Source organism: Sphingomonas sp. Leaf4 (genome assembly GCF_920939515.1).
Taxonomy (GTDB): Bacteria; Pseudomonadota; Alphaproteobacteria; order Sphingomonadales; family Sphingomonadaceae; genus Sphingomonas.
In genome coordinates this window covers 275,239-301,545 of sequence record NZ_CAKLBB010000003.1, presented here as the reverse complement: position 1 = coordinate 301,545, position 26,307 = coordinate 275,239, and the positions used below count along the sequence as shown (strand labels likewise).

General features: G+C 68.4%; 28 protein-coding genes. 12 read left to right on the top strand and 16 right to left on the bottom strand.

Annotation, left to right across the window (positions count from 1 at the left end; all coding sequences use genetic code 11):
• Positions 1 to 274 precede the first annotated feature (274 nt).
• The 3 genes from LRA89_RS06085 to LRA89_RS06075 are packed head-to-tail and all read left to right on the top strand — an operon-like array spanning position 275 to position 1,418.
• Entirely contained in the window at positions 275 to 556 is a 282-nt protein-coding gene (locus LRA89_RS06085) for an ETC complex I subunit (RefSeq protein ID WP_230769421.1), read from the top strand.
• Positions 556 to 963 (top strand): DUF2147 domain-containing protein, encoded by a 408-nt coding sequence (locus LRA89_RS06080; RefSeq protein WP_056495635.1) that lies wholly within the window; start codon positions 556 to 558, stop codon positions 961 to 963. The genes LRA89_RS06085 and LRA89_RS06080 overlap by 1 nt, the downstream gene beginning before the upstream one ends.
• Before the next feature lie 2 nt (positions 964 to 965).
• Positions 966 to 1,418: a GNAT family N-acetyltransferase gene (locus LRA89_RS06075; protein WP_056495637.1), complete on the top strand. Its 453-nt coding sequence runs from the start codon at positions 966 to 968 to the stop codon at positions 1,416 to 1,418.
• Between the two features lie 176 nt (positions 1,419 to 1,594).
• Here the strand turns inward: LRA89_RS06075 and groL are convergent, their stop codons facing one another.
• The 3 genes from groL to LRA89_RS06060 form a co-directional block, all read right to left on the bottom strand.
• Positions 1,595 to 3,241 carry a chaperonin GroEL gene (groL, locus tag LRA89_RS06070; RefSeq protein WP_055761209.1) on the bottom strand — a complete coding sequence of 549 codons (1,647 nt, stop codon included), beginning with the start codon at positions 3,239 to 3,241 and terminating at the stop codon, positions 1,595 to 1,597.
• Positions 3,242 to 3,290: 49 nt separating this feature from the next.
• Positions 3,291 to 3,578, bottom strand: a complete 288-nt coding sequence (gene groES / locus LRA89_RS06065) for a co-chaperone GroES (protein ID WP_055761206.1) — start codon at positions 3,576 to 3,578, stop codon at positions 3,291 to 3,293.
• Positions 3,579 to 3,768: 190 nt separating this feature from the next.
• A complete protein-coding gene (locus LRA89_RS06060) occupies positions 3,769 to 5,160 on the bottom strand; it encodes an MATE family efflux transporter (protein WP_230769420.1) in 1,392 nt (463 codons plus the stop codon).
• Between the two features lie 154 nt (positions 5,161 to 5,314).
• Between LRA89_RS06060 and sppA the strand changes: the two genes are divergently transcribed.
• Entirely contained in the window at positions 5,315 to 7,201 is a 1,887-nt protein-coding gene (sppA, locus tag LRA89_RS06055; RefSeq protein ID WP_230769419.1) for a signal peptide peptidase SppA, read from the top strand.
• A complete protein-coding gene (locus tag LRA89_RS06050) occupies positions 7,198 to 7,761 on the top strand; it encodes a GNAT family N-acetyltransferase (RefSeq protein WP_055761198.1) in 564 nt (187 codons plus the stop codon). Before sppA ends, LRA89_RS06050 begins: the two co-directional genes overlap by 4 nt.
• Positions 7,762 to 8,542: 781 nt before the next feature.
• Here LRA89_RS06050 and LRA89_RS06045 read toward each other — a convergent pair.
• The 4 genes from LRA89_RS06045 to LRA89_RS06030 all read right to left on the bottom strand — a co-directional run bounded on the left by LRA89_RS06045 (position 8,543) and on the right by LRA89_RS06030 (position 11,280).
• Positions 8,543 to 9,373, bottom strand: coding sequence for a TorF family putative porin (locus LRA89_RS06045; protein WP_230769418.1), 831 nt, complete (start codon positions 9,371 to 9,373; stop codon positions 8,543 to 8,545).
• 518 nt (positions 9,374 to 9,891) lie between these two features.
• Positions 9,892 to 10,356 carry a RidA family protein gene (locus LRA89_RS06040; protein WP_055761193.1) on the bottom strand — a complete coding sequence of 155 codons (465 nt, stop codon included), beginning with the start codon at positions 10,354 to 10,356 and terminating at the stop codon, positions 9,892 to 9,894.
• A gap of 31 nt (positions 10,357 to 10,387) precedes the next feature.
• Entirely contained in the window at positions 10,388 to 11,011 is a 624-nt protein-coding gene (locus LRA89_RS06035; RefSeq protein ID WP_230769417.1) for an HAD family hydrolase, read from the bottom strand.
• On the bottom strand, positions 11,008 to 11,280 hold the full coding sequence (locus LRA89_RS06030; protein WP_230769416.1) for a DUF3572 family protein: 273 nt from the start codon (positions 11,278 to 11,280) through the stop codon (positions 11,008 to 11,010). Before LRA89_RS06030 ends, LRA89_RS06035 begins: the two co-directional genes overlap by 4 nt.
• Positions 11,281 to 11,322: 42 nt before the next feature.
• Between LRA89_RS06030 and LRA89_RS06025 the strand changes: the two genes are divergently transcribed.
• Complete coding sequence (locus LRA89_RS06025) at positions 11,323 to 11,691, top strand: response regulator (protein ID WP_230769415.1); 369 nt, start codon at positions 11,323 to 11,325, stop codon at positions 11,689 to 11,691.
• 117 nt (positions 11,692 to 11,808) lie between these two features.
• On the opposite strand, the gene LRA89_RS06020 is transcribed toward LRA89_RS06025, so the two are convergent.
• Positions 11,809 to 12,465, bottom strand: a complete 657-nt coding sequence (locus LRA89_RS06020; RefSeq protein ID WP_230769414.1) for a YoaK family protein — start codon at positions 12,463 to 12,465, stop codon at positions 11,809 to 11,811.
• A gap of 95 nt (positions 12,466 to 12,560) precedes the next feature.
• Between LRA89_RS06020 and LRA89_RS06015 the strand changes: the two genes are divergently transcribed.
• Positions 12,561 to 13,190 (top strand): trimeric intracellular cation channel family protein, encoded by a 630-nt coding sequence (locus tag LRA89_RS06015; protein ID WP_230769484.1) that lies wholly within the window; start codon positions 12,561 to 12,563, stop codon positions 13,188 to 13,190.
• Positions 13,191 to 13,243: 53 nt separating this feature from the next.
• Here the strand turns inward: LRA89_RS06015 and LRA89_RS06010 are convergent, their stop codons facing one another.
• The 8 genes from LRA89_RS06010 to LRA89_RS05975 form a co-directional block, all read right to left on the bottom strand.
• Positions 13,244 to 13,780, bottom strand: coding sequence for a hypothetical protein (locus LRA89_RS06010; RefSeq protein WP_230769413.1), 537 nt, complete (start codon positions 13,778 to 13,780; stop codon positions 13,244 to 13,246).
• 106 nt (positions 13,781 to 13,886) lie between these two features.
• Positions 13,887 to 14,879: a type II secretion system F family protein gene (locus tag LRA89_RS06005; protein ID WP_230769412.1), complete on the bottom strand. Its 993-nt coding sequence runs from the start codon at positions 14,877 to 14,879 to the stop codon at positions 13,887 to 13,889.
• A 4-nt stretch (positions 14,880 to 14,883) separates the two neighbouring features.
• Positions 14,884 to 15,861: a type II secretion system F family protein gene (locus tag LRA89_RS06000; RefSeq protein ID WP_055761170.1), complete on the bottom strand. Its 978-nt coding sequence runs from the start codon at positions 15,859 to 15,861 to the stop codon at positions 14,884 to 14,886.
• Positions 15,862 to 15,863: 2 nt separating this feature from the next.
• Complete coding sequence (locus LRA89_RS05995; protein ID WP_055761166.1) at positions 15,864 to 17,168, bottom strand: pilus assembly protein CpaE; 1,305 nt, start codon at positions 17,166 to 17,168, stop codon at positions 15,864 to 15,866.
• A complete protein-coding gene (locus tag LRA89_RS05990; RefSeq protein WP_056495680.1) occupies positions 17,168 to 17,821 on the bottom strand; it encodes a CpaD family pilus assembly protein in 654 nt (217 codons plus the stop codon). Before LRA89_RS05990 ends, LRA89_RS05995 begins: the two co-directional genes overlap by 1 nt.
• Before the next feature lie 11 nt (positions 17,822 to 17,832).
• Positions 17,833 to 19,434: a type II and III secretion system protein family protein gene (locus LRA89_RS05985; RefSeq protein WP_230769411.1), complete on the bottom strand. Its 1,602-nt coding sequence runs from the start codon at positions 19,432 to 19,434 to the stop codon at positions 17,833 to 17,835.
• Positions 19,434 to 20,504 carry a Flp pilus assembly protein CpaB gene (gene cpaB, locus LRA89_RS05980; RefSeq protein WP_230769410.1) on the bottom strand — a complete coding sequence of 357 codons (1,071 nt, stop codon included), beginning with the start codon at positions 20,502 to 20,504 and terminating at the stop codon, positions 19,434 to 19,436. The genes LRA89_RS05985 and cpaB overlap by 1 nt, the downstream gene beginning before the upstream one ends.
• Before the next feature lie 48 nt (positions 20,505 to 20,552).
• Positions 20,553 to 21,020, bottom strand: coding sequence for an A24 family peptidase (locus LRA89_RS05975; RefSeq protein ID WP_230769409.1), 468 nt, complete (start codon positions 21,018 to 21,020; stop codon positions 20,553 to 20,555).
• A 47-nt stretch (positions 21,021 to 21,067) separates the two neighbouring features.
• Between LRA89_RS05975 and LRA89_RS05970 the strand changes: the two genes are divergently transcribed.
• The 5 genes from LRA89_RS05970 (at position 21,068) to LRA89_RS05950 (ending at position 26,303) form a co-directional block, all read left to right on the top strand.
• Complete coding sequence (locus LRA89_RS05970) at positions 21,068 to 22,027, top strand: alpha/beta fold hydrolase (protein ID WP_230769408.1); 960 nt, start codon at positions 21,068 to 21,070, stop codon at positions 22,025 to 22,027.
• A complete protein-coding gene (locus LRA89_RS05965; RefSeq protein ID WP_230769407.1) occupies positions 22,024 to 23,118 on the top strand; it encodes an NAD(P)/FAD-dependent oxidoreductase in 1,095 nt (364 codons plus the stop codon). The genes LRA89_RS05970 and LRA89_RS05965 overlap by 4 nt, the downstream gene beginning before the upstream one ends.
• Before the next feature lie 70 nt (positions 23,119 to 23,188).
• Positions 23,189 to 24,766 carry an aldehyde dehydrogenase (NADP(+)) gene (locus LRA89_RS05960; protein WP_230769406.1) on the top strand — a complete coding sequence of 526 codons (1,578 nt, stop codon included), beginning with the start codon at positions 23,189 to 23,191 and terminating at the stop codon, positions 24,764 to 24,766.
• Between the two features lie 257 nt (positions 24,767 to 25,023).
• Positions 25,024 to 25,167 (top strand): hypothetical protein, encoded by a 144-nt coding sequence (locus tag LRA89_RS05955; protein WP_200909814.1) that lies wholly within the window; start codon positions 25,024 to 25,026, stop codon positions 25,165 to 25,167.
• Positions 25,168 to 25,202: 35 nt separating this feature from the next.
• Entirely contained in the window at positions 25,203 to 26,303 is a 1,101-nt protein-coding gene (locus LRA89_RS05950; protein ID WP_230769405.1) for an aldose epimerase family protein, read from the top strand.
• Positions 26,304 to 26,307 lie beyond the last annotated feature (4 nt).

Sequence of the window (26,307 nt, the reverse complement as noted above, 5' to 3'; positions counted from 1 at the left end):
GTCCTGCCGCGACGCGCGGGGCAATAAGCGGTTTTGATTGAAGAGACAAGGAAAAACCAATCTTTAATGATAACCAGTCGCAAGAGCAATAGACGAGAGAAACGGCTGAAATCGGATCATACGGCCGTTCGTGCCGAACGCCACGCCCGATCCGGCATGATATTCCTGCCATGCTCTACGCATTTAGCGTCGCGGCAAGTCGCGACTCCTGCTGGCATGGCGCGCCGGCTTTGCTATGCAGGGATAAATCCTGTCCTGCACGAAGGTTTCGTCGATGCCCAGCGCCCGTATCTACCAGATCCCCAAGAACGCGATGCAGTCGGGGCGTGCCAAGACGCACACCTGGATGCTCGAGTTCGAGCCGGCCGAACCAAAGCAGGCCGATCCGCTGACCGGCTGGGCAGGATCGGGCGATACGCGCGATCAGGTGAAGCTTAAATTCCCCTCGCTCGATGCCGCTACCGATTATGCCCGGCGCGAGGGGATCGAGTATCATGTCATACCCGCGCCCGAGCGTACGCTGAAGCTGCAAGCCTACGCGGACAATTTCAAGTGATGCGGCACGCGCTGGTGTTCGCCGCGGTAGCGGTCGCGACCCCGGCCGTCGCCGCGACGCCGATCGCGGGTCGCTATCTGACCGAAGACGGCGCAGGCGTGATCGAAGTCGCGCGCTGCGGCGACAAGGTGTGCGGGCGACTGGTCCGCATCATCAAGGCGACGCCCGGCGCGCCGATGACCGACGTCAACAACGGCGATCCCGCGCTGCGGTCGCGCCCGATCCTAGGCATACCGATCCTGTCGGGCTTTGCCGATGCCGGCAGCGATTGGCGCGGGCGGATCTACGACCCGCGCAATGGCAAGAGCTACAAATCGATCGTGTCGAAGAATGCCGACGGGTCGCTGAAGGTGCAGGGCTGCATCGCGTTCTTCTGCCAGACGCAGTTGTGGAAGCCGGCCAAATAGTCATGCCGACCGAGGTCCGGCTTCGCATCGTTACTGTCGACGATCTGCCGGTCTTTTACGAACATCAATGTGATCCAATGGCTGCGGCGATGGCAGGGTTCGTGTCCCGGCCGCGACCGGCGTTCGATGCGCACTGGCAGCAGATTCTCAACCGGAACGACTGCGAGGTCCGAACCGTCGCTGTCGATGGCGTCACGGCGGGCTATGTCTCCACCTTCATTCGTGAAGGGCAGCGCGAGATCGCCTATTGGATCGGGCGCCGGTACTGGGGGCAGGGCGTTGCCAGTCGTGCCGTCGTGGCGTTCCTCGACATGGCTAGGGAGAGGCCGGTCTCCGCTTCGGTGGTAGCGAGCAACCTTCGCTCGATCGCCGTGCTGCGCCACGCCGGGTTCGCGTGGGTCGAGACGGTAGCCAGAGCGGATGGGGTCGTGGAGCAGGTGTTTCGGCTGGGATAGACGAAGTTCGTTGAACGCGAAAAGGCCGGGAAGGGTATCCCCCTCCCGGCCTTTTCTGCGTCTGGATCTGGCACCGGCGAAGCCGGTGCCCGTCGGTCGGGTCGGTGGCGTTGCCGCCGACCCGCCGGCCGTTCCGATTTTGTGTCGGGTGCAGCCATTGCTGCACCCGTCCAAAATCAGAAGTCCATGCCGCCCATGCCGCCCATGCCGCCGCCGGCGGGCATGGCCGAGGCCTTGCCGTCGTCGGGCAGTTCCGAAACGGTCGCTTCGGTGGTGATGAGCAGGCCGGCGACCGAGGCAGCGTTCTGGAGCGCGGTGCGCACGACCTTGGTCGGGTCGATCACGCCGGCCGCGACGAGGTTCTCGTACGTGTCGGTCGAGGCATTGAAGCCGAACGAGGTATCGGTCTGGTCGAGCAGCTTGCCCGACACGACCGCACCGTCATGGCCGGCATTCTGCGCGATCTGACGCACCAGCGAGGTCAGCGACTTGCGGACGATGTCGACGCCGCGCGTCTGGTCGTCGTTGACGCCGGTGACGCCTTCGAGCGCCTTGGTCGCGTACAGCAGCGCCGTGCCGCCACCGGGGACGATGCCCTCTTCGACGGCTGCGCGGGTTGCGTGCAGCGCATCGTCGACGCGGTCCTTGCGCTCCTTGACTTCGACCTCGGTCGCGCCGCCGACCTTGATGACCGCGACGCCACCGGCGAGCTTTGCCAGCCGCTCCTGCAGCTTCTCACGGTCATAGTCCGACGAGGTGACTTCGATCTGCTGACGGATCGCGTCGGTGCGGCCCTTGATCGAGTCCGCATCGCCGGCACCATCGACGATGATGGTGTTGTCCTTGTCGATCGTCACGCGCTTGGCGGTGCCGAGCATGCCCAGCGTCACCGACTCCAGCTTGATGCCGAGGTCTTCGCTGATGACTTCGCCCTTGGTCAGGATCGCGATGTCTTCCAGCATCGCCTTGCGACGATCGCCGAAGCCCGGAGCCTTGACCGCTGCGACCTTCAGGCCGCCGCGCAGCTTGTTGACCACCAGCGTGGCGAGTGCCTCACCTTCGATGTCCTCGGCGATGATGAGCAGCGGACGGCCCGACTGCACCACCGCTTCGAGGATCGGCAGCATCGCCTGGAGCGACGACAGCTTCTTCTCGTGGATCAGGATGTACGGGTCGGAAAGCTCGACCTGCATCTTTTCCGGGTTGGTGATGAAGTACGGCGACAGATAGCCGCGGTCGAACTGCATGCCCTCGACGACGTCCAGCTCGAATTCGAGGCCCTTGGCTTCCTCGACGGTGATGACGCCTTCCTTGCCGACCTTCTCCATGGCTTCGGCGATCTTCTCGCCGACTTCACGGTCGCCGTTGGCCGAGATGATGCCGACCTGGGCGATCTCGTTGGTGCCCGACACCGGCTTGGAGCGCGACTTGATGTCCTCGACCACCTTGATGACGGCGATGTCGATGCCGCGCTTCAGGTCCATCGGGTTCATGCCGGCCGCGACCGACTTCATGCCTTCGCGGACGATCGCCTGCGCCAGCACGGTGGCGGTGGTGGTGCCGTCGCCCGCGATGTCGTTGGTCTTCGAGGCCACTTCGCGCACCATCTGCGCGCCCATGTTCTCGAACTTGTCCTTCAGTTCGATTTCCTTGGCGACCGACACACCGTCCTTGGTGATGCGGGGCGCGCCGAACGACTTGTCGATGACGACGTTGCGGCCCTTCGGCCCCAAAGTCACCTTCACCGCGTCGGCGAGGATGTCGACGCCGCGCAGGATACGTTCACGCGCGTCGCGACCGAATTTTACGTCCTTGGCTGCCATGGTGGCTACCCTTTCAGATTAGGTTGATCTTAGAAGAAGGAAGAACCGCTCAGCCAACGATGCCGAGGATATCCGATTCCTTCATGATAAGCAGGTCTTCGCCGTTGACCTTGACCTCGGTGCCCGACCACTTGCCGAACAGGATGCGGTCGCCGGCCTTGACGTCGAGCGGGGTGATCGTGCCTGCTTCGGTGCGGGCACCGGTGCCGGCGGCGACGACTTCGCCTTCCTGCGGCTTTTCCTTGGCAGTGTCGGGGATGATGATCCCGCCGAGCGTCTTTTCCTCGGCCTCGACGCGACGGACGAGCACGCGGTCGTGCAGCGGACGGAAGTTCATGCGCGGTTCCCTTATACGTTGAACAGGTCTTGGCACTCACCCGGGGGGAGTGCCAGCGCCCCGGATATGTGGAGCCACCCACCCGCCGTCAACCGCCGCCGGAACAATTTTGCGGTCGGTACGTGCGCTGTATCAGATAAAGCGGGCCGGCACCGCAGAACGCGCGATCGTGCGTTTTCAAACAGCCGCGTCAGACGGTCCGAACCAGTCCCAGCGCCTCGCGGCGGTGCCAGCGGTGGACCAGCAGCACGGCGACCACGAACAGCCCGAGGGCAAGGCCGATCCACACGCCGATCCCGGCGAGCGGCGTCCAGAAGCCTAGCGCCACCGACGTCGCGAAGCCGACCAGCCAATAGCCGATCAGCGCGATCACCATCGGCACCCGCGTATCCTGCACCCCACGCAGCACGCCCGCCGCCACCGCCTGCGCGCCATCGGCCAGTTGGAACAGCGCGGCGATGGCGAGATAGGGCAGCGCCAGCGCGATTATCGCGGCATTGGCCGGCGCGTCGACATCGACATACACCGACAGGAAGGCGCGCGGAAACGCCCAGAGCAGCAGCGCGGTGAACCCCATGAAGCCGGTGCCGACGATCAGCGCCGACCAGCCCGCCCGCGCGATCCATGTCCGGTCGCCCGCGCCATAGGCGAGGCCGACGCGGATCGTCGCCGCCTGCGCGATGCCGAACGGCACCTGGAACAGAAACGCCGCGATCTGGAGCGCGATGGCGTGCGCCGCCACTTCGGTCACGCCGATGCGGCCCATCAGGAAACCGGCGGCGGCGAACAGCGCGCCCTCGAACGTCATCGTCGCCGCGATCGGTAGGCCGAGGACCGCGATCTCGCGCAGCCGGCCCGCCTTGATCCGCCACCAGCGGCCGAACAGGCGGAAGCGGCGCAGCCGCCGGTCGGCGACCAGCACGACCGCATAGGCGAACATCATCGCGGTGGCGGTGACGAGGCTGGCGATCGCCGATCCCTCCAGCCCAAGCGCAGGGAAGCCGGCGTTGCCGAACACCAGCAGCCAGTTGGCGAGGATCGATACGGCAAGGCCGAGCGCGGTGATGACCATTGCCCAGCCGGGGCGGCCGAGCGCGGAGGCGGTGATCCGCATCACCGTGCCGACCAGCGCGGGGATCAATGCCCACAGCAATATGTCGAGGAACGCATCGGCGCGCGCGGCGACGGTCGCGTCCTGCCCGGTGGCCAGCAGCAGCGCATCGCCATGCGCCAGCAGCACCATGAACGGCACGCTGCCCAGCACCGCGATCCACAGCGCCATGCGGAACGATCGCCGCACCTCGCGCACCGCATGGGCACGGGCGCCGCGTTCGGCGGCGATGATCGGCGCGACCGCGCCGACGAGGCCCGACAGCGCGAACAGGATGACGCTGTAGGCATAGACGCCGAGCGTCGCGGCGGCGAGTTCGACCGTGCCCAACCGGGCGACGAACACCACGTCGACCGCATAGACCGCCATTTGCAGCAGGTTCGCCCCGACCAGCGGCGCGGCGAGCCGCAGCGTCGCCGCCAGTTCCGCGCGGGACGTGGGCGGAGCGGCGGGGGCGGCGGCATCGGTCATGGCGCGCCATGTAGAACGTCGGGGCGGGCAGGAACATCCTTCCTGCGCCCGCGATGGAACACCGTGCCGGCCCGCCGTGAAGCCATCTCCACTTTACTCGCCGCCATCCGCCGCTAATTATCGATCCACGATAAACTCCCCGGAAGGAACGCGCGTGAAGCTGGTACGTGGCGCATGGAAATTGCTGGTCGGCATCAAGGACGCGCTGGTGCTGCTGCTCATGCTGCTGTTCTTCGGGGGATTGTTCGCCGCGCTGTCGGCGCGGCCCAATACCCGCGTGACCGACGGGGCGCTGGTGCTCGACCTGTCGGGATCGATCGTCGAACAGCCCGCCGAGGCCGATCCGTTTGCCGCGCTGTCGGGACAGGGCGTGGCGCAGGAGCTGCGGCTGCGCGACGTGGTCCGCGCGCTGGATGCGGCGAAGGGCGACAATCGGGTCAAGGCGGTGGTGCTCGACATGGACCGCTTCGCCGGGGGCTATCCTGCGACGCTCGCCGAAGTGGGCGACGCGGTCGCGCGGGTGCGCGCCGGCGGCAAGCCGGTGCTGGCCTATGCCACGCTCTATACCGATGGCGCGTATCGCATCGCCGCCAACGCCAGCGAGATCTGGCAGAACCCGTTCGGCGGCACGATGTTTCGCGGACCGGGCGGATCGCAGCTCTATTACAAGGGGCTGATCGACAAGCTGGGGGTCAACGCCCACGTCTACCGCGTCGGCCAGTTCAAGTCGGCGGTGGAGCCGTTCACCCGCGCCGACCAGTCGGAGCCGGCGCGTGCCGCCAACCAAGCGCTGTATGGCGCGATCTTCGACCAGTGGCGCTCGGCGGTGCAGAAGGCGCGGCCCAAGGCGCAGTTGGATGCGTTCCTGACCCGCCCGGCCGAGACGGTGCAGGCGGCGGGCGGCGACGTGGCGCAGGCGAACCTGCGCGGTGGGCTGGTCGACAAGCTGGGCGATCGCATCGCCTTCGGGCAGCGGGTGGCGGCAATCGCCGGGGCCGAGGCGAACAAGCCGCTCGGCAGCTTCCGCACGATCAAATACGCCAACTGGCTGGCGGCCAACCCGCTGCCGACCGGGGGCGATGCGGTGGGGGTCATCACCGTCGCGGGCACCATCGTCGACGGTGAGGCGAAGGCCGGTACGGCGGGCGGCGACACCATCGCCAAGCTGCTGCTCGACGGCCTTGCCACCAAGAACCTGAAGGCGCTGGTCGTCCGGGTCGATTCTCCGGGCGGATCGGTGCTGGCGTCGGAGCGCATCCGGCAGGCGATCCTCCAGGCGAAGGCCAAGGGGCTGCCGGTCGTGGTGTCGATGGGCGGGCTTGCCGCATCGGGCGGATATTGGGTGTCGACGCCGGGGGATGTGATCTTCGCCGAGCCGAACACGATCACCGGCTCGATCGGGGTGTTCGGGGTGATCCCGACGTTCGAGAACACGCTCGCCAAGATCGGGGTCAGCGCCGATGGCGTCGCGACCACGCCGCTGAGCGGCCAGCCCGACGTGACGCGCGGCACCACGCCGGCGTTCGACGCGATCATGCAGGGCAATGTCGAGGACATTTATCGCCGCTTCACCGGGCTTGTCGCGCAATCGCGCAAGCTGCCGCAGCCGCGCGTCGACCAGATCGGGCAGGGGCGCGTCTGGGACGGCGGGACCGCGCGCCAGCTCGGGCTGGTCGATCGGTTCGGGACGCTGGGCGATGCGGTGGCCGAGGCGGCGAAGCGCGCCAAGATCGATCCGGCGAAGGCGCGGGCGGTGTACCTCGACAAGCAGCCGGGTGCGTGGGAGACGATCCTCAAGAGCTATGCCGATCAGCAGCGCGATCAGGGCGATGGCGGGCAGGCGGCGACCGACCTGCTGGGCATGGCGGCGCGCGACCAGCGTGCGGTGGTGGCGCAGGCGCTGGGCGATGCCCGCGCGATGCTGTCGGGCCGCGTCGGGGTGCAGGCACGTTGCCTCGAATGCGCGGGCTTGGGACCAGTCGATGCCTCGGTGAGCGACCGGTCGCTGCTCGACCTGATCGTCGCGAGGCTGGGGCTGTGATCGCGATCCGGGGCGCGCGCAGCGACGACGCGGCGGCGATCGCCGCGATCTATGCGCCCTATGTGCTGGGCGGGACCGTGTCGTTCGAAACCGACGCGCCCGACGCGCGGGCGATCCGCCACCGGATGGCGGCGAGCGACGGGCTGTACCCGTGGCTGGTCGCGACCACCGGCGCGGCGGACGGCGATGCGGTGCTGGGCTATGCCTATGCGTCGAAGTTCCGCGAGCGGCCGGCGTATCGCTATGTCGTCGAAACCTCGATCTATCTGGCCGGTGCCTCGCAGCAGAAGGGCACCGGGCGGCTGTTGTACGAGGCGCTGATCGATACGCTGCGGGCACAGGGCTTCACCCAGGCGATCGGCGTGCTGTCGCTGCCCAACGATGCGTCGATCACGCTGCACGAGGCGGTCGGATTCCGCCGGGCGGGGGTGTACCGTGAGATCGGCTTCAAGCAGGGGCGGTGGATCGACGTCGGCTTCTGGCAATGCCGGTTGAACGAGGCTTCGGTGCCGCCGAAGGAGCCGAGGCCGTTCAGCGAGGTTGGAGTCGTTCGAGCCTGACGCGCCGGGCAAGGTGCAGCGAAGCAGCACCACGCCGCACTAAGGCGGATCGACATTCAGTCGGCCGTGACGCCAGCGAAGACCATTTCCGTCACCCCGGACTTGTTCCGGGGTCCACCGTGCAGCGATCGATGCCGCTCGAAGCACTTGCGACAGCGTTTGCGGCCAGGTGGACCCCGGAACAAGTCCGGGGTGACAAGGGAGGGTGGTGTTTTCGACTACGAACTGCTCCGGAATAGCTGAATGTCGATCGGCACTAGGCGCGTCCGGCCGGCGGCGCTTGCAGCGCCGTCCGACGACGCGGGCTTTGCCCGTGGCGGGCTTCGGTCGTCGGCGATCGGACAGGAGCCGCATCGTCGGCGTGTATGGATTGCGGCCTTCGCCGGAATGGTGGCGCGGGCGTGGCGCTTCACCTTCCGTAATTCCCCCCAAAGTTGACAAAGTTTACACTTGCGGCGTGTTTGTTGCGAGTGATTCTTATTTTTTCGGTGGTTCGGGGCAGAAGAAGGTTTGGTTCGCGCGGAGGCGCGGAGGCGCGGAGAGGGTGTGGGCGCGGCGCGGTTGCGTTTCCGCCTTGGCGTTGGTGCGTTGTCGGGCGGGGCGTGGAGGGCGCTTCGCGCGGAGGCAGGGCGCGCGTTCCGAACGTTCCTGATGGCCGGACGGTGTGGTTGGCACGGAAAGACATCGGGCAGGAACGCATAGTGCGATCCTGCCCGATGGCGACTGGTGTAGGACAGCCGGAAACGTCCCCCGGTGCGTGGTGCGCGACCGGGGGAAGGGATCAGAAGGCGGCGGTCAGCGAGACAACGCCGGTGCTCGCCGCGATCGGGCTGCCGTTGGTGGTCTTGCTGAAGTTCGGCGTCAGATAGAGCGCTTCGCGATCCGAAATGTCGGTGTCGACATAGGCGACGCCCAGCGTCAGGTTCTTGTAGGTGAAGTCGGCGCCGAGCGACCAGTCCCAATATTTGCCGGTGGGGGCAAGGCTAGTGCCGTTCGGCCCGAGGCCGGGGTTGCCGTCCGAATAGCCGATGTGCGCCTTCAGCGTCACCGGCGTGTTCGGCACGCCCGCGGCGGCATCGCCCGAGAGATAGATATTGTCCTGGCGGCTGCCGTCGCCCGCGATCAGCGGGGTGAGCGAACGGGTGAACAGGCCGAGCGAGGTCTGCTTGGGCGCATAGAACACGCCGGCGGTGAGCGTGGCGGGGCCGGCGGTGCCCGAGAGCTTGCCGTAGAATTCGACCACGTCGGTTTCGTCCGCGCCGCCCGGATAGGTGTACCAGGTGACGCCGGCATCGACGGTCGCGGTGTCGAAGGTGTGCTTGTAGCCCGCGATCAGATCGAGTTCGAGGTTCGCGCCGCCGAACGTGCCCCAGCCGGCGAGGTTCGAACCCCAAGTGCCGATGTACAGGCCGCTTTCATGGGCGATGGTGATGCCGCCCTGCACCGCGACGTTCTTGTCGCTCTGCGACACGCCGCGAAAGCGATAGTCGGACGCGACCGACGCGCTGCCGCTGACGGTGATCGGTTCGGGCGGCGCGGTTTCCTGCGCCATGGCGGGAACTGCGGCGGTGGCTGCCAGAATGGTGGCCGGGAGGAAGGTCGAGAATCGCATCGTAAACCCTTTCTGCGGTTACGGGGTGATTCTCCTGCGTTGACGGTCGCCGCGATGGGGTGGACCTTGCTGGTCCGTGCGGTCTGGCCGTCGATGGCGCGAATATGTCGGTATCCGCCGCGCCGCACAATGATTATTGCGTGGCGGGCCGATGCAACGACGCTCGCTGTTGCGTGACGGCAACAGCGGGCATTGGAGGGACGGAATCGCTCTCGTCCAGGGCGGAAACGACATTCAGCCATTCCGGTACAGCGCTTGATCGACAATGCTGCCTTGTCTGTCACCCCGGACTTGTTCCGGGGTCCACCCGGCCGCGTGCGCTGTCGACAGTGCATCGAGCGGCATCGATCGCTGCGCCGTGGGCCCCGGAACAAGTCCGGGGTGACGATGCTGCAGTGCATGTCGATCCGCCCTGATGGTTATCCCCGCGAAGGCGGGGACCCATTGCCGCCGACGTAGCGAATCTGTCGCGACGACGGCGTATATGGATTCCCGCCTGCGCGGGAAGGACGATGGGGTTAACCGCGAACGGCGAGGATTGCGTCGATCTCCACCACTGCGCCGAGCGGGAGGACGGGCACGCCGACCGCGCTGCGCGCGTGGGTGCCGGCGTCGCCGAACAGCGCGACCATCAGTTCGGACGCGCCGTTCGCGACCTTGGGCTGATCGGTGAAGGTCGCCGCCGAATTGACGAACACGCCGAGCTTCACGACGCGCTCGACCCGGTCGAGGCTGCCCAGCGCCTTTTCGGCCTGTGCCAGCACCATCAGCGCGCAGCGTTCGGCGGCGCGGGTGGCATAGGCCAGATCGCGGTCGTCGCCGGCGCGGCCGGTCATCAGCTCGCCGTCGTCGAAGGGCAACTGGCCCGAGAGGTGGAGCAGGCCGCCGGCCTCGACCGCCGGGACATAGGCCGCGACCGGAGCGGCGGCGACGGGAAGGGAGAGGCCGCGTTCGGCCAGTTTCGCAGGGATGTCATATGCCATGGGACGTTCCTTGTGTGGCGGGGCGTGACAGTCAAGCCGTGGCGGGCAGGCCGGCGGCGAAGCGTGCCGCGATCCAGCGCTCCGCCTCGACCCAGTCGTCGATGCGGGCGTTGGAGTGCGGCGCGGGCGGGATGTGGACCGCCAGATCGGGTTCGGACACCATGTGCAGCCGGTGAACCTCGGGCGCGGTCTCAGCGACCGATTCGTGGTGGACGGGCAGATCGTCGACGAACACGGTGACGCTCGGCCCATATTCGGCGACGAGCCGCGCGACCGGTGGTCCCTTGCCCCCCTGATTGCATTCGACGCGGTGGACGATGCCGTGGGTGGCGAGCTGATCGACGCGGTGGGTGCGGCAATGGTCCTGCAAGTTGGTCAGCACGACGATGTCTGCTTGCTCTGCCAGCCGGGCGAGCGCCTCGCGGGCGTGCGGCACCAGCGTCTGCCGGCCCATTTCGGCGGGAAAGAAGCCGTCGAGCTTTTCCCACATTTCTTCGGGCGCGAGGACGGTGCCGTCGGCGCGGGTCATCGAATCGGCGAAGCTGCCGCCCTGCATGCGGAAATCGATGGCGTGCGCTTCGCCGAGCCAGGTGCCGAAATGGCGGACCATGTGCAGCAGCACCTCGTCACAGTCGGTAATGAGCAGGGGTTTCATGGATTCTCCAGTCGGGTGCGCGCGGCGACGAGGTCGGCGGGCGTGAGGCCCAGCGCGTCGGCGCAGGCGATCAGGTCGGGCTCATACGCTTCGAGATGGGCGAGAAGCTGGACCAGCAAGATGGGGTCGCCGGCGCGGGCGCGCAGGTCGGCCGGGTCGATGCCGGTCAGCGACAGGAAGCGTTCGGCGCGCGGGGCCTCCGACATCACCCATGCGAGCGCGCCCAAGGCGGTGGTGGCCGCGTCGTGATTTGTCTCTCGTCCGCGCATCGCCTAGACAGCCTCCTTGCACTCTGGCGGGAAACGAAGCGCGTGGCAAAAAGGGTACTCGTTGTCGAGGACAACGAACTCAACCTGAAGCTGTTCTGCGACCTGCTGCGCGCGCACGGCTTCGTGGTGGAGCCGGTGCGCGACGGGCGCGAGGCGGTGGCGAAGGCGCGGGGGTTCCTGCCCGATCTCATCATCACCGACATCCAGTTGCCGCATATGACCGGGCTGGAGCTGATCGGGCTGCTGAAGGCCGACGCGCGGTTGCGCGGCGTGCCGATCATGGCGGTGACGGCCTATTCGGGGCGCGACGACGAGGAACGGGTGCGTGCCGCCGGGGCCAATGCCTATGTGACCAAGCCGATTTCGGTGGTGCGCTTCGTGGGCGAGGTGCGGGCGTTGCTGCCGGAGTAAAAGGTTGCTCCCCTCCCTGACAGGGAGGGGTTGGGGGTGGGTCGGTTCGCGAGGGAACGATAGCGCCTGCCACAAGCCTACCCACCCCCGGCCCCTCCCTTGTCAGGGAGGGGAGAATCAGCGCAATCCGGTCCGCGCCACCGCCATGGTCAGCAGCGCGGCGATGGCGGCGGCGACCCACAGCATGGCGAGGCCGAGCCAGTGCCAGCCGACCGCGCCGATCGTGACCCCGGCGACGAAGCCGAGCCACAGCAGCAGTTCGGCGCGCAGGCCCGGCGCGGCGGCTTCGCCCAGCAGGCGGCGGGCGAGGCGCTGGCCGATGCGGACGAGGGTGCCGGTCATGTAGGTGAGCGCGACGCGGACCTCGCCGTCCTCGGCCACCACGCCGTTCTGTGCGCCCATCGCGATCGCCAGCGGCAGCAGCGCGAGGGGGAGCGGGACGAAGGCGGTGAGCGCGGCGGCGATTGCGAGGAGGACGGTCACGAGGCCCATCACCGCCTCGCCGCGGCGCTGCGCGCCCAGCCGTTCGGTGGCGGCGGCCCCGGCGATCGTGCCGAGCATCGCCCCGCAGACGAAGGCGAGGATCAGCGCGGCGGCGGTGGCGGCGGCGCCGTTCCAGCCCTGCGCCAGCCCGAGGCCGAGGCGGGTCGAGTTGCCCGACATGAACGAGGCGAAGAAGCCGCCCAGAATCTGGAACGCCAGCGCGTCGACGATGCCGGCGAGCGCGGCGAGGGCGATGGTGGCAAGGGTCGCGGCTGGGGTAAGGCGTCGCATGGGGTCTCGGCTCGGGATCGGCATCAGGGGCAATTCGCGTGAGGCCATGGCGGTTCCGCCTCGTCAACCCGCGCGCGGTACGATACGCGCGGACGATGGTCCCTTCTCCGCAAGCGCTGGGGCAGATGCTCGGCGCGCTCGATCTGGTCGGTATCGCGGTGTTCGCCGCGTCGGGCGCGCTGGCGGCGACGCGGACCGCGCAGACGTTCGTCACCGCCGCGTTCTTCGCGCTCGTCACCGGGGTGGGTGGCGGCACGGTGCGCGACCTGCTGATCGGCGCGCCGGTGTTCTGGGTGCATGGCGCGCCCTATGCCGCGATCTGCGTCGCGGTGGCGACATTGGTGTGGATCACCCCCGAGGACTGGTGGCGCGAGCGCGCGCTCGAATGGCTCGATGCGGCGGGGCTGGCGGCCTATGCGGTGTTCGGCGCGGCCAAGGCGGCGAGCTTCGGCGTGCCGCCGTTTCAGGCGGCGGTGATGGGGGTGCTGACCGCCTGTGTCGGCGGCATCCTGCGCGACGTGCTGGCGGGGGTGCCGTCGATCCTGATCCGGCCCGAACTGTATGTGACGGCGGCGGCACTGGCGGCGGGGCTGCATGTCGTGCTGGTCGCGATCGGCCTGCCGCCGTTCGTCGCCGCACTTCCCGCCGCCGCTGCGGGATTCATGTTGCGCGGGGCGGCGATCCGGTTCCGGCTGGCGCTTCCGGCCTATCGCGGACGGCGTTGAGGTTCGGCCTGTCTGACGGTGGAACGGGCTGGTGCCGCGCAGCCAGGGAGTGCTTATCCCCAGCGGCTGCGGTGATCGTCGTCATGACCTTCGCGGAGCATCGACGCCTGTTCGCGCCAGCGTTCGGTGTCGATCGTGCCGGGGCGCAGACGCAGGTCATCCTCCAGCGCGCGCTCGTCCGCTTCGGTCAGGTTCTCGATCGCCTTGTAGGTCTTGATGCCGCGCTGGCCCAGCGCGGTTTCCAGATCGGGATCGATGCCGCGGATGCGCGATAGATTGTCGCGGCCCCAGCCGAAGAAGCCGCTGCCGGTGCCGTGCGAGGCACTCGCCGCCGCCGTGGCGGTCGCAGCGGTCGCGGTGCCGCGTTCCCTGGTCAGCCGGTCGCGTTCGGCCTCCACCTCGCGCAGTTTCGTCTCGCGGGTCTTGAGGTCGGCGGCGACTTCGGCGCGGTACGCCTTGTGCGCGGCTTCTTCGTCGCGGAAACGCTGTTTCCACTTCTTGCCGCCCGAGGAGGAGGCAAGGCCCAGCAGCCAGCCGGCCAGCAGCAGCAGCGCGAGTACCGCGAATTGGGTCGGCGTCTGGAAGAGCATCGCACAAGTCCCCGTTTGGTTACGGGTCTAGAACGGCTTTAGTGGAGTAGCGTTCCGTTGTCGTTTGATCCACCTCGCGGCGGACAGTACCGCCGTCAGGCAAACCTTACTTGAACGCATCGCTGATGCTGCATGCCGCCGGGCCGAGAATGACGATGAACAGCGTGGGCAGGATGAACAGGATCAGCGGCACCGTCATGATCGCGGGGAGGCGGGCGGCCTTTTCCTCGGCGCGCATCATGCGTTCGTTACGGAATTCGGCGGAGAGGACGCGCAGCGCGCTGGCGAGCGGGGTGCCGTATTTCTCGGTCTGGATCATCGTCGTCACCACGCCCTTCACCGCGTCAAGATTGATGCGGGTCGCGAGGTTCTCGAACGCCTGGCGTCGTTCGGTCAGGAAGCCCAGCTCGATCGCGGTCAGCGTGAATTCCTCGCCCAGTTCGGGATAGGCGCGGCCGAGTTCGCGCGCGACGCGGTGGAAGGCGGCGTCGACGGTCAGGCCGGCCTCGGCGCAGATCACCAGCAGGTCGAGCGCGTCGGGCAGACCCTTGCGGATCGCGTCCGATCGTTTGGTGATGCGGTTCTTGAGATAGAGGTCGGGCGCCTTGTAGCTGAGGATGAAGGTGCCCGCGACGATGCCATATGCCTGAAGCGGGCTGTAATCGGAAAAAACGTCGGTGCCATAGACGAGGTAGAGGATCGGCAGACCGAAGGCGATCGGCAGCATCAGCCGGCCGAAGATCACCGCGACCGCCCAGTCCTTCGACCGGATGCCGGCCTGGAGCAGCTTGATCTGCGCGGTCTTGAGCTGTTCGTCCTGCAACACCTTCAGCGAGGTCAGGAAGGCACGGATGCGGTCGGTCGCCTCGTTCTTCTGGACCAGTTTCGCGCGGCGCTTGCTCGTGGAGGCGGTGATGCCGGCCTTCAACTGTTCGCGCCGGTCGTTGAGCGCCTTTACCCGGCGCTGCATCGGATCGCGCACCGAGGTCGCGGCATAGATCGCCAGCAGCACCGCCATCGCGGCGACGCCCGACAGGATCGTCGCGACCATCAGGACGTCGATGCCGAGCAGGGTCGGACCGTTGGGGTTGCTCAGCATCGCATCAGATCTCGAAGTTAATCATCTTGGCCATGATGAAGGCACCGATGCCCATCCATACCATCCCGCCAAGGCCGGTGACGATCAGCCGGGGGTCGATGAAGAAGGTCTGCATGTAGCTGCCGTTGATGAACCAGATCATCCCGAACACGATGAACGGCAGCGAGCCGATGATATAGGCCGATGCCTTGGATTCGGACGACATCGCCCGGATCTTCAGCTTCATCTGCGAGCGTTTGCGCAGCACGTCGGCAAGGTTGGCGAGCGTTTCGGCGAGGTTGCCGCCCGTTTCGCGCTGGATGGCGATGGTGATGATGAAGAACTGGAATTCGGGCGTGCCGAGCCGGTCGCCGGTTTCCTGAAGTGCTGCATCGAGCGTGCGGCCGATCTTCATCCGGTCGTTGATCGCGCGGAATTCCTCGCCGACCGGGCCGTCGACCTCGTTGCCGACGATGCCCATCGTCTCGGTGATCGGTAGCCCTGAGCGCAGGCCGCGCACCAGCAATTCGATCGCATCGGGGAATTTGGCGGTGAATTTGGCGACGCGCCGCTGGATGAGCTTGCCGACGACGAAATGCGGCAGCCCGGCGCCCACGAACAGGCCGAACAGCAGCGCCAGCAGGAACGGCATGCCCTTGATAAGCAGCAGCAGGGCCGTCACCGCGAACAGGCCGCACGACGCCATCAGATACTGGCCGATCGTCCAGCCCTTGCCGGTCTGGACCAGGCGCAGCTTCAATTGTTCGACGTTGGGCAGGATGCGCTGGGCGGTGCGATCCGCCTTGCTGGTGCGGTTGTTGCCGATCCGGCGAAGCTGCGCGTCCATCGCGACGGTGCTGGCCGATCCGCTGTGCCGTTCGCGCACCGCCAGCAGGCGGCGGCTGGTCGCCCGCCGGGTCGACGGACCGGCGAAGGCGACCGCGATCAGCACGAGCGTGAGTGACGCGCCGGCCATCGTCAGCAGGAGCGGCAGCATCTCCATGGCTATGCGTTCGCCCCCGCCTTTGCCTTGCCCTTGGCGGGCAGGCGCGCGCGCAGCCCGGCGAGCTTGCCGAGCAGCGAGGTGCCGCCGGCCTTGCCGCGTGCCTTGGCCGTCGTCGTGTCGATGTCGTCCTCCGCCATCCGGCACAGTCGCTGGGCAAGCGAGAGCAATGGGGCGACGGTCTTGCTGCCTTTGCCCGCCTCGGCGAGCGGTTTGCCGAGCTTGGCGGATTGCGCGGCGAGCTTGCCGTCGAAGGGGACGAGGAAGTCGATCTTGCGTTCGATCGATCCTTCGAAATCCTTGCGGCTGATCTCCAGCAGCGCGGCGGGCTGAACGCGGTTGGCGACGACCAGCAGCGTCGTCTGCGGCGCGTTGCTGCGGAACCACGACAGGATGCGGATCGCGTCGCGCGCCGCCGCCAGCGTCAGTTCGGTGACGATCACCGCGCTCTGCACGTCGGATAACAGGTGCGGATGCGCGACCAGCATGCCGCGCGGCATGTCGATCAGCGTACATTCGAACGCGGCGCGCATCTCTTCCTGCAACTGGTAATAGGCGGCACCGTCGGTCAGTACCGGCTGGTTGATCGGTGCCTCGGCCGAGAGGACCGAGAGGCGTTCGCCGGCGCGCACCATCGCGCGTTCGATGAACAGCCCGTCGATGCGGCTGGGATTTTCGATTGCGTCGGTCAGGCCGCGCCCGGGTTCGAGGTCGAGCGCCAGCGCGCCGGTGCCGAAATGCACGTCGAGGTCGAGCAGGGCGGTGGTGCGCTTCTCGCGGTCGCTCAGCAGCCATGCGAGCGAGGCGGCGATCGTCGTCGCCCCCGCGCCGCCGCGCGTGCCGACGACGGCGATGGCGCAGTGCGGCCGCTCGACGCTCGTCTCGACCGGCTTGGGCGCGTTGAGCAGCGCCTGCGCCTGGGTGATCGCGTCGCGCACCATGTCGGGGTTGAGTGGCTTGAGCAGATAATCGTGGATGCCGCTGCCGATCAGGTCGCGGTAGAGCCGCACGTCGTTCACCTGACCGCAGGCGATGACGACGGTGCCCGGTTCGCAGACCTCGGCCAGACCGTTGATGTCGTTCAGCGGATCGCCCGATTCGGACAGGTCGACGAACAGGACATGGGGGCTGGCGGCGACCGACAGCGACTGGACGGCGGCGCGCAGGCCCCCGCGCTGGACCTTTTCGGTCGGCCAGCCGTGTTCGGTGGCAAGGCCGCGCAGCACGTCGGTGGAATAATCGTCGCACACGAAGCCGACGAAGGGATCGCGCACGCTCGTCTTGGCGAGGGAGAAGGGGGCGTTCATTACTTGCCGCTCCCCCCGGTCGCGCTGCCGACGCTGTTGGTGATCTGTCCGCCGCCGTTGCCGCTGGGCGCGGCGCGGCGCAGCGCGCCGATCGCCTTGGTGCCGGTGATGGTGTCGGTGGTGCCCATGTCGCGCTGCCCGCGCACCAGATCGCCCGGCGCGGCGACCATCGCCGCGAGGTTGGTGTTCACCGCGCAGCCGAAGTCGGACGAGGTGTGCGCGCCATAATTGGGCTGGCTGAGCCGCGACGTGTCGGGGCAGCCGGGAACGGCGGCGGTCATCCGCGAGACGACGACGCGCACCGTGCCGGGTTCGATCGCGCCTGCGACCGGCGGGACCATGTCGGCGAGCAGCAGCCCGTGGCGCGCGGCTTCGGCGGCGACGTCGGCGCGGACCGCCGGGTCGGCCGACCCGCCGGCATCGACGCCGACCTCGTCACCGTAGCGCAGCCGCATCGTGTCGAGCCAGCCAGCGAGGCGGGCGCGTTCGCCGGTCGCGAGGCCGGCGGGACCGGCGGCGAGGTCCATCGCATAGGCAGCGCGCGAGACGACCGGCTGGTGGACCGATTCGACGCCGCGGTTGGGTGTGCCGCTGCATCCCGCCAGCAGCGCGGTGCCGGAAAGGGCGAGGGCGAGGGTACGGATAGAGAGCATCGGAATATCCCTCACTGATTGCTGAAGCCGGGGGCGACGGCGGGAGTCGCCCGGTCGCGGCGGCGGGGGGCGGGATCGGCGGGCACGGGGGCCGCCGCGCCGGTCGCGGGACGCGCGGGCAGCGGCGTGACCATCGTCGGCACCGGACGCGGGGCGGGGGTGCCGCCGCCCTGCATCTGGCCGAGCAGCACGCGCTCGACATCGTTCGGCGTCTTGTAGCTGTCGGTCGGCAGCGCGATCTGCGTCTGGCTGTCGACCGGTTTGACCAGATAGGGGGTGATGACGATCACCAGTTCGGTTTCGTTGCGGGTGAACCCGTTCGAGCGGAACAGCGAGCCGAGAATCGGCAGATCGCCCAGACCCGGTGCCTTTTCGATCGAATTGTCGTGGTTGTTCTGAAGCAGCCCGCCGATCATCATGCTCTGGCCCGAGCCCAGTTCGACCGTGGTTTCGACCCGCCGGGTCGAGAGTGCGGGGATGGTGGTGCCGTTGATCTGGACCGATCCGGCGGCGGTCAGTTGCGACACTTCGGGGCGGACGCGCATCGAGATGCGGCCGTCGGCCAGCACCGTCGGGGTATAGGCGAGGCTGACGCCATATTGCTTGTATTCGACCGACACCGCGCCCAGCCCCTGGCTGACGGGGATCGGAATCTCGCCGCCGGCGAGGAACGATCCGGTTTCGCCCGACAGCGCGGTGAGATTGGGGTTGGCGAGCGTCGTCACCTGACCCACCCGTTCGCCGAGGTCGAGCGCGCCAAGCACGTCGAGGCCGAGCAATTTACCCGCGCCAAACAGCGACGTGCCGATACTGGCTTTTGTGACCGCGGTAATGCCCGCAGTGAGTTCGGTCGACTGGCCTAGCGGACCGCCGGGGACGAACTGGGGGAAGAAGGCGCGGCCTTGCCCCACGCCGAACTTGAAGCCTCCGGTCGCGTCGGCGGAAGTCAGGTTGACGCCGATATTCTTGACGAAGCTGCGGCTGACCTCGGCGATGCGGACCTGGAGGTTGACCTGCAGCGGGGTCGCCATCTTCAACCGGTTGACGACGGCGATCTTGAGCAGCGCCGCCGGATCGCCGACCGCCACGCCGGGATTGAGCAGCGAGGCGACCAGCCGTTCGACCTGCGCGCTGTCGGCGGGCGAGGCGACGGTGCCATTGATGACCGCGATCTGCCCGACCGTCGTCACCCTGACGTCGGCATCGGGGATCGCCGCGCGCAGCATCCGGTCGATGCCGGTGATGTTCTGGCCGACGCGGACGTTGGTGGCATAGACGATCTGTCCGGCGGCGTTGGTCGCGAAGATCGTCGCCTCGCCGTCGGCCTTGCCGAACAGATGGATCTGGCGCGGGTTGCCGACATAGACGTCAGCGACCGTAGGGTTCGATACCCATACGTCGACGACGGTGCCGGGTAGCGTGACCAGCTCGCCCTGTCCGATCGAGAGCTGCACCTCGCTTGAGGGGCGGATCGATCCGGCGGGCATCGTGCCGACGCGCGCGGCGCGGGTCTGTCGGGCGGGCGACGGCGCGGCGAGTGCGGGCATCGAGGTCGCGACCAGCGCGAGCATGAGCCCGCCCCCAAGCGTACGGCGGATGAAATCAGGGCGCATCAGTTGTTCCCCCCGACCGGCACGTCGGTCACGGTGTTGCCGCGAGTGATCCGCACCACCGGTCCGCGCGGCGCGGGCGGGGCATAGCCGGGGGTGCCGCCGGCGGGCGGCGACGACGGCGCGGCCATGGGCGGCGCGGACATGCCGTCGGGGCCGCCCATGCCCCCCATGCCGCCGGGGGTCCGGCCGGGCACGGTGCTGCGCTGGAACCGCGACACGTCCGCCCCGGTCGAGAAGGTCGACGAACCGTCGATCGGCCGCGCGGCGATGCGTTCGAGCGCGGCCTTCTCCGCCTTGGGATCGCCGTTCGCGGGCAGCGTCACGTCGCCGCTGGCGATCGCTTCCTCAAGGTCGGCACCGGTGTCGGCGATCGAGCGCAGCGACAGCGACAGCGTGCCGACGGTCTGCGCCACCGCGATCTTTTCGGCGATGCGCGGCGTCGCCTCGACGGTGACGGTCGAATAGCCCGAGACGACGGTCTTGCCCTGGTCGTCGGTGTTCTTGTCGGTCCGCTGGTCGGTCGCCAGCACGCGCAGGTTGCGCAGGAACGTCTCCGATGCCTTGAGCGGCGCGCCGTCGCCGCCGCCCGTTACCGTCTGCGTCAGGACGAGGTCGACGCGGTCGCCTGGAAAGACGAAACCCGCGACCGCGCTCTGCGCCGACACCGGCACCGTCACCGCGCGCATGCCGGGCCCAAGTGCTGCGGCAAGGAAGCCGCGGTCGCCGGGCTTCACCAGCGAGCCTTGCGTGATCGGCTGTCCCGCCGGAATGGCGAAGCGGACGACGGTGCCGGCGAGGTTGCGCGCATCGGCCGCCGATTCGAGGTAATAGGCGTTCTCGACCAGTTCCTTGGGCCATGGCTGGAACCGGAGCGAGGCGGCGTCGATGATCGTGCCGACCGGCAGCGCCTTCGTCGCCACCAGCACGCGCGGGCCGTCGACCGGGGCCTCGACCGAATTGGCGGCGGCGACCGGGGCGGGGGCGCCCATCATCAGCGATCGTGCCATGAACGCGGTGATCCCTGCGATCACCAGCGCTCCTACCAACAGGATCAGTTTACGTGCGTCCATGACGTCGATGGCCTTTCGATTCTCTGGCCGGCGGAATGGCGTTAAGCATCATCCCAGAGTGGTTAAGATCGGGTTCGCGAGGATCAGCATGCCGGCGATGGCGATGGCGACGCCGTAGGGGATTTCGGGCACCGCCTCGCTTCGCCGCCGGCGGCGATCGATGACGAACACCAGCGTGATCGCCCCGCCGACGATCGACATGACCAGCAGCATCGACAGCACCGCGCCCGGCGGCAGCCACAGCGCCAGCGCGCCGATCATCTTGACGTCGCCCCCGCCCATCTGCCCCAGCGCGAACGCGCCGACGAACAGCGCGAACACGATCAGCGCGACGAGCGCCTGCAACCCCATGTCCCATGGCGTGAGGCCGAGCGCCCACCACCACAGGGGAGCCAGCAGCGCGATCGCCAGATTCTTCGCGTTCGCGATTTCGCGGGTGCGCGCGTCCTCGATCCCCGCGAACAGGAGCAGCAGCACGAGCGCCACCGCCAGACAGGGGATAAGGATGGGCGTCATGGTCCAACCCCCTAGACTTTAGGGGTTGCGAAACCGTAACCGGGCCCATGGCCGCCCATGCCCTGTACCGCCGCGCGATCCCTTCCGCCGCCACCATTACCCAATGGCAGGCGGCCGACGGCTGGGCGCACCGCCGGTTCGACTGGCCCGCCCCCGCCAATATCGCGCCGCGCGGGGTGATGTTGTTCCAGGGCGGGCGCGGCGACGTGTTCGAGAAATATCTCGAAGCCTTCGCCCATTGGCACGTGCGCGGCTGGCACATCGCGTCGTTCGACTGGCGCGGGCAGGGGGGGTCGGGGCGCTGCACCCCGGCGGGCGACTGCGGCCATATCGACCGGTTCGAGGCGTATCTCGACGATCTCGCCGCCTTCTGGACCAGCCTGCCCGCCGGGGGGCCGCGCGTCGTGATCGGCCATTCGATGGGCGGGCACCTGATGTTGCGCGCGCTGGTGGAGGGGCGGATCGATCCCGCCGCCGCCGTGCTGGTCGCGCCGATGCTGGGACTGCGCGCGCCGGTGGGGCCGCGCTTCGGCGAGGGGATGGCGCGGTTGATCGCCGCGTTCGGCCGGCGCACCCGCGCCGCGTGGAAGGGCAACGAACGGCCGCACACCCTCAAATCGCGCGAGTCGCTGCTGACGCATGACCCGGCGCGCTATGCCGACGAGGTCTGGTGGCAGGGAGCGAACGCCGCGCACCGCACCGGGCCGCCGAGCTGGGGCTGGGTGATCGATGCGTTCCGCTCGACCCGGCAGTTGCGCGCCGATCCGGCGCTGACGACGCTGCGGGTGCCGGTGCAGATGCTGGTCGCCGAAGCCGACGCGCTGGTCGATCCCGCCGCCGCGCTCAAGGTCGCGGCGACGCTGCCCGATTGCGACCTGCTGCGCTTTGGCCCCGAATCGGCGCACGAGATCTTGCGCGAGGCGGATCCGGTGCGCGCTCAAGCGATCGCGGCGATCGACGGCTTCCTCGACGCGCGGGCACCGGCGCGGCGGACGACCCACGCATGACCCGCCAGCGAATCGCGATCGTCGGCGCAGGCATGGCCGGGGCGAGCCTTGCCGCCGAACTGGGCGAGGCGGCGGACGTCGTCTTGCTGGAGGCCGAATCGCAGCCGGGCTATCACGCGACCGGGCGGTCGGCGGCGTTCTGGTCGGAAACCTATGGCGGGCCGCTGGTCCAGCCGCTGACGACGGCGTCGGGGCCGCTGCTCCATGCGCCGCCCGCCGACTTCGCCGAACGGTCGTTCCTGCGTACGCGCGGCGAATTGCTGATCGCGCGCGATCCCGCCGTGCTCGACACGCTTGCCGCCGGGTTCGCCGGCAGCGGGGTGCCGATCGAACGGCGCGATCCGGGCGTGCAGGTGCCGGGGCTGCGCGGGACATGGGACGCGCTGTGGTCGCCGGGCTGCGCCGACATCGATGTCGCGGCGCTCCATGCGGCCTATCTGGCGAAGGCGCGGCGGGCCGGCGTGGTGCTGCGTTGCGACTCGGGGCTGGTCGCCGCCGGGCGGCGGGGCGGGGCGTGGATGCTGACGCTGGCCGACGGGGCGACGCTGGCGGCCGACGTGATGGTCAACGCCGCCGGGGCTTGGGCCGATGGCGTCGCGATCCTCGCCGGCGTGGCGCCGCTCGGCATCCGGCCGTATCGCCGGACCGTGGTGCAGTTGCGGGTCGATCCGGGCGCGCCTGCCGACCTCCCGCTGGTGATCGACGCCGCCGGCGGGTTTTATTTCAAGCCCGAGCCTGGCGGGCGGCTGTGGCTGTCGCCGCATGACGAGACGCCCGACACCCCGCATGACGTCGCGCCCGAGGAGATCGACGTCGCCACCGCGATCGCCCGGTTCGAGGAAGCGGTCGACTGGCGGGTCGAAGCGGTCGAGCGGCGCTGGGCGGGACTGCGCAGCTTTGCGCCCGACCGGTTGCCGGTGTACGGCTTCGACCGCGCGATGCCCGGTTTCTTCTGGTGCGCAGGCCAGGGCGGGTTCGGCATCCAGACCGCGCCCGCCGCCGCGCGGCTGTGTGCGGCGCTGCTGGGGCACGGCCTGCCGCCCGCAGGGGTCGACCCGGCGCGCTACTCGGGGCATAGATTGTCCGAGTAATGTGATGAGCCATTTACGGTAGCGCTAACAATCCCTATTTGGCGTCCAAGGACCGAGCGAGAGGACCATCATGACGATCACCGGCGAACTGTTTCTGGGCGCGAAGCGCGTTGCCCGCGACGATTTGTTCCAGGCCTATGACCCCGCCACCGGCGCGCTGTTCGGCGAAGGCTTTTCGAAGGGTACCAAGGAAGACGCGATCGAGGCGTGCGACCGTGCCGCCGCCGCCGCGCCGCTCTATGCCGCGTTGCCGATCGAGCAGCGCGCCGCTTTCCTCGACGCGATCGCCGATGAAATCGAGGCGCTGGGCGACGAACTGATCGAGCGCGGTTCGCGCGAAACCGGTCTGCCGACCGCACGCCTGACCGGCGAGCGCGGGCGCACCTGCGGCCAGCTTCGCCTGTTCGCCAAGGAAGTGCGCGACGGCGCGTGGCAGCAGCTCCGCATCGATCATGCCGATCCGGCCCGCGCGCCGGTGGCCAAGCCCGACCTGCGGCTGCGCACCGTGCCCGTCGGCCCGGTGGTGGTGTTCGGCGCGTCGAACTTCCCGCTCGCCTTCTCGACCGCCGGTGGCGACACCGCGTCGGCGCTGGCGGCGGGCTGCCCGGTGATCGTGAAGGCGCACCAGGCGCATCCCGGCACGGCCGAGCTGGTCGCGTCGGCGATCATCAAGGCGGCGGAAAAGACCGGCATGCCCGATGGCGTGTTCTCGATGGTGTCGGGATCGGGTCAGGTGATCGGCACCGCGCTGGTCGCCGATTCGCGTGTGCAGGCGGTGGGTTTCACCGGATCGCGCGCCGGCGGCACCGCGCTGATGAAGGTCGCGCAGGACCGGCCGCAGCCGATCCCGGTCTATGCCGAAATGTCGTCGATCAACCCGGTCGTGCTGATGCCCGCCGCGCTCAAGAACCGCGGCGAGGCGCTGGCCAAGCAATATGTCGGGTCGCTCAGCATGGGCGCGGGGCAGTTCTGCACCAACCCCGGCCTCGTCCTCGGCATCGCCGGGCCGGAACTTGATGCGTTCCTCGACGTGGCGGGCGAAGCGCTGCTCGGCACCCCGGCGCAGGTGATGCTGAGCGACGGCATCCACAAGGCGTATGAGGAAGGCCGCGCCAAGCTGGCGTCCAGCCCGGCGGTGACGATCGTCGGCGAAGGGGCCGAGCCCGAAGGCCCGACGCGCGGTCGCGCGGCGATCTTCGCGGTGTCGGGCGAGGATTTCCTCGCCGATCCGGCGCATGCGCATGAAGTGTTCGGCATGTCGTCGGTCGTGGTGAAGTGCGCCGATGCCGCCGAACTGGCCGAGGTGCTGGGCAAGCTGGAGGGACAGCTTACCGCGACGCTCCAGATCGACGAGGCCGATTACGACGATGCCCGCAAGCTGATCCCGGTGCTGGAGCGCACCGTCGGCCGCATCCTGTGCAACGGCTGGCCGACCGGCGTGGAAGTGGGTCATGCGATGGTCCATGGCGGGCCGTTCCCGGCGACGTCGGACGGGCGGACGACCTCGGTCGGCACGCTCGCCATCCACCGCTTCCTGCGGCCGGTGTCGTACCAGGATTTCCCCGAGGCGCTGCTGCCTGACGCGCTGCGCGAGGGGAACCAGAATGGCGCGCTCGCCCGGATCGACGGGGCGTGGACGGTCGGTTGATGGCTTGCCGGGACCGATCGATATTCGGTGATACTCGTTGATGTTCGTCATTCCCGCGCAGGCGGGAATCCATAACCGCTGACGTTTAGGCTGGATTCGCAACGCTGGTGCATATGGGCTCCCGCCTGCGCGGGAGTGACGACAAGGGATGGAGCAGTCGTCCCGCGTCAGCGAACGGAATGTCGATCGGACCTGACTGGAAATAAGGGGGCGGCGGGTCGTTGATCCGTCGCCTTTCTCATGTTCGGAAACATGCCATGGACGACGACACGATCATCGACACGCCCGAGGGGCCGAAGCGCTGGGGCGACTGGAAGAAGAAGAACCCGGTGCAGCTCCCCTCGCGCCGGACCAAGGGCAAGACATTGCCGAACAAGGTGAAGCTGCGCACCGACGAATGACGGCAACGAGCCGGCTTCCGCTGCGGCGGTGATGGGTGCACAGCAGCGTCGGACAGGCGGGAGAGCAGGCGATGGCGACGGCGACACGGGTTTCCTTCGGAACGCTGGATGGCGCGCCAGCCGAGGCGATCGAACTGGCGGCGGGCGCGCTGTTCGCCCGCATCCTGCCGTTCGGGGCGACGCTGCATGCGCTGCACGTTCCCGATCGGGGTGGCGAGGCGGCCGACGTGCTGCTCGGCTATGACGACGTGCAGTCGTATCGCGACCGGCCGGGCTGGTACGGGGTGACGGTGGGGCGCTATGCCAATCGCATCGCCGGGGGGCGTTTCACGCTCGACGGCGTCGAGTATCCGCTGGAGATCAACAACGGCCCCAACCACCTCCACGGCGGATCGGACGGGTTCGACCAGCGGCTGTGGCATGTCGCGAAGGTCGCGGCGGACGAGGATACGGCATGGGTTCGCCTCGAACTCTACAGCCCCGATGGCGATGCCGGTTATCCGGGCACGCTGCACGCCAGCGCGACCTATATGCTGGACGAGGACGGGCTGACGATCACCTATCGCGCGACGTGCGATGCGCCGACCGTCGTCAACCTGACCAACCATGCGTTCTTCGACCTGTCGGGCATCGGCGAGGCGATGGCGCAGCGGTTGATGCTCCATGCCGACCAGTATCTGCCGGTCGATGCGACCTCGATTCCCACGGGCGAGCGGCGCGCGGTGGCGGACACGCCGTTCGATTTTCGCGTGCTGCGCCGGATCGGCGAGGGGCTGCGCGACGGACGCGACGACCAGATCGTCATCGGGCGCGGTTACGACCATAATTTCATCGTCGACGGCATCGCGGGCGCGCTGCGTCCGGCCGCCGTGCTGGCGTGTCCGGCATCGGGGCGGGTGATGACGATGAGCGTCACCGCACCCGGCCTGCAACTCTATACCGGCAATTTCCTCGACGGGACGAAAGGCGGCAAGAACGGGCGGCTGTACCGGCAGGGCGATGCCGTCTGCCTCGAACCGCAGGCGTTTCCCGACAGTCCCAACCGGAGCGATTTCCCGAGCGCGCGGCTGAACCCCGGCGAGTCGTGGCAAAGCGTGATCCGCCTGACGTTCACCCTCGCCGACGCTGCGGCATAGCGGC

What these genes read in the sequence shown, in the direction of transcription:
- LRA89_RS06085 (WP_230769421.1), top strand. Translation starts at nt 275, where the DNA reads ATGCCCAGCGCCCGTATCTACCAGATCCCCAAGAACGCGATGCAGTCG.
- LRA89_RS06080 (WP_056495635.1), top strand. Translation starts at nt 556, where the DNA reads ATGCGGCACGCGCTGGTGTTCGCCGCGGTAGCGGTCGCGACCCCGGCC.
- LRA89_RS06075 (WP_056495637.1), top strand. Translation starts at nt 966, where the DNA reads ATGCCGACCGAGGTCCGGCTTCGCATCGTTACTGTCGACGATCTGCCG.
- groL (WP_055761209.1), bottom strand. Translation starts at nt 3,241, where the DNA reads ATGGCAGCCAAGGACGTAAAATTCGGTCGCGACGCGCGTGAACGTATC.
- groES (WP_055761206.1), bottom strand. Translation starts at nt 3,578, where the DNA reads ATGAACTTCCGTCCGCTGCACGACCGCGTGCTCGTCCGTCGCGTCGAG.
- LRA89_RS06060 (WP_230769420.1), bottom strand. Translation starts at nt 5,160, where the DNA reads ATGACCGATGCCGCCGCCCCCGCCGCTCCGCCCACGTCCCGCGCGGAA.
- LRA89_RS06045 (WP_230769418.1), bottom strand. Translation starts at nt 9,373, where the DNA reads ATGCGATTCTCGACCTTCCTCCCGGCCACCATTCTGGCAGCCACCGCC.
- LRA89_RS06040 (WP_055761193.1), bottom strand. Translation starts at nt 10,356, where the DNA reads ATGGCATATGACATCCCTGCGAAACTGGCCGAACGCGGCCTCTCCCTT.
- LRA89_RS06035 (WP_230769417.1), bottom strand. Translation starts at nt 11,011, where the DNA reads ATGAAACCCCTGCTCATTACCGACTGTGACGAGGTGCTGCTGCACATG.
- LRA89_RS06030 (WP_230769416.1), bottom strand. Translation starts at nt 11,280, where the DNA reads ATGCGCGGACGAGAGACAAATCACGACGCGGCCACCACCGCCTTGGGC.
- LRA89_RS06020 (WP_230769414.1), bottom strand. Translation starts at nt 12,465, where the DNA reads ATGCGACGCCTTACCCCAGCCGCGACCCTTGCCACCATCGCCCTCGCC.
- LRA89_RS06015 (WP_230769484.1), top strand. Translation starts at nt 12,561, where the DNA reads ATGGTCCCTTCTCCGCAAGCGCTGGGGCAGATGCTCGGCGCGCTCGAT.
- LRA89_RS06010 (WP_230769413.1), bottom strand. Translation starts at nt 13,780, where the DNA reads ATGCTCTTCCAGACGCCGACCCAATTCGCGGTACTCGCGCTGCTGCTG.
- LRA89_RS06005 (WP_230769412.1), bottom strand. Translation starts at nt 14,879, where the DNA reads ATGCTGAGCAACCCCAACGGTCCGACCCTGCTCGGCATCGACGTCCTG.
- LRA89_RS06000 (WP_055761170.1), bottom strand. Translation starts at nt 15,861, where the DNA reads ATGGAGATGCTGCCGCTCCTGCTGACGATGGCCGGCGCGTCACTCACG.
- LRA89_RS05995 (WP_055761166.1), bottom strand. Translation starts at nt 17,168, where the DNA reads ATGAACGCCCCCTTCTCCCTCGCCAAGACGAGCGTGCGCGATCCCTTC.
- LRA89_RS05990 (WP_056495680.1), bottom strand. Translation starts at nt 17,821, where the DNA reads ATGCTCTCTATCCGTACCCTCGCCCTCGCCCTTTCCGGCACCGCGCTG.
- LRA89_RS05985 (WP_230769411.1), bottom strand. Translation starts at nt 19,434, where the DNA reads ATGCGCCCTGATTTCATCCGCCGTACGCTTGGGGGCGGGCTCATGCTC.
- cpaB (WP_230769410.1), bottom strand. Translation starts at nt 20,504, where the DNA reads ATGGACGCACGTAAACTGATCCTGTTGGTAGGAGCGCTGGTGATCGCA.
- LRA89_RS05975 (WP_230769409.1), bottom strand. Translation starts at nt 21,020, where the DNA reads ATGACGCCCATCCTTATCCCCTGTCTGGCGGTGGCGCTCGTGCTGCTG.
- LRA89_RS05970 (WP_230769408.1), top strand. Translation starts at nt 21,068, where the DNA reads ATGGCCGCCCATGCCCTGTACCGCCGCGCGATCCCTTCCGCCGCCACC.
- LRA89_RS05965 (WP_230769407.1), top strand. Translation starts at nt 22,024, where the DNA reads ATGACCCGCCAGCGAATCGCGATCGTCGGCGCAGGCATGGCCGGGGCG.
- LRA89_RS05960 (WP_230769406.1), top strand. Translation starts at nt 23,189, where the DNA reads ATGACGATCACCGGCGAACTGTTTCTGGGCGCGAAGCGCGTTGCCCGC.
- LRA89_RS05955 (WP_200909814.1), top strand. Translation starts at nt 25,024, where the DNA reads ATGGACGACGACACGATCATCGACACGCCCGAGGGGCCGAAGCGCTGG.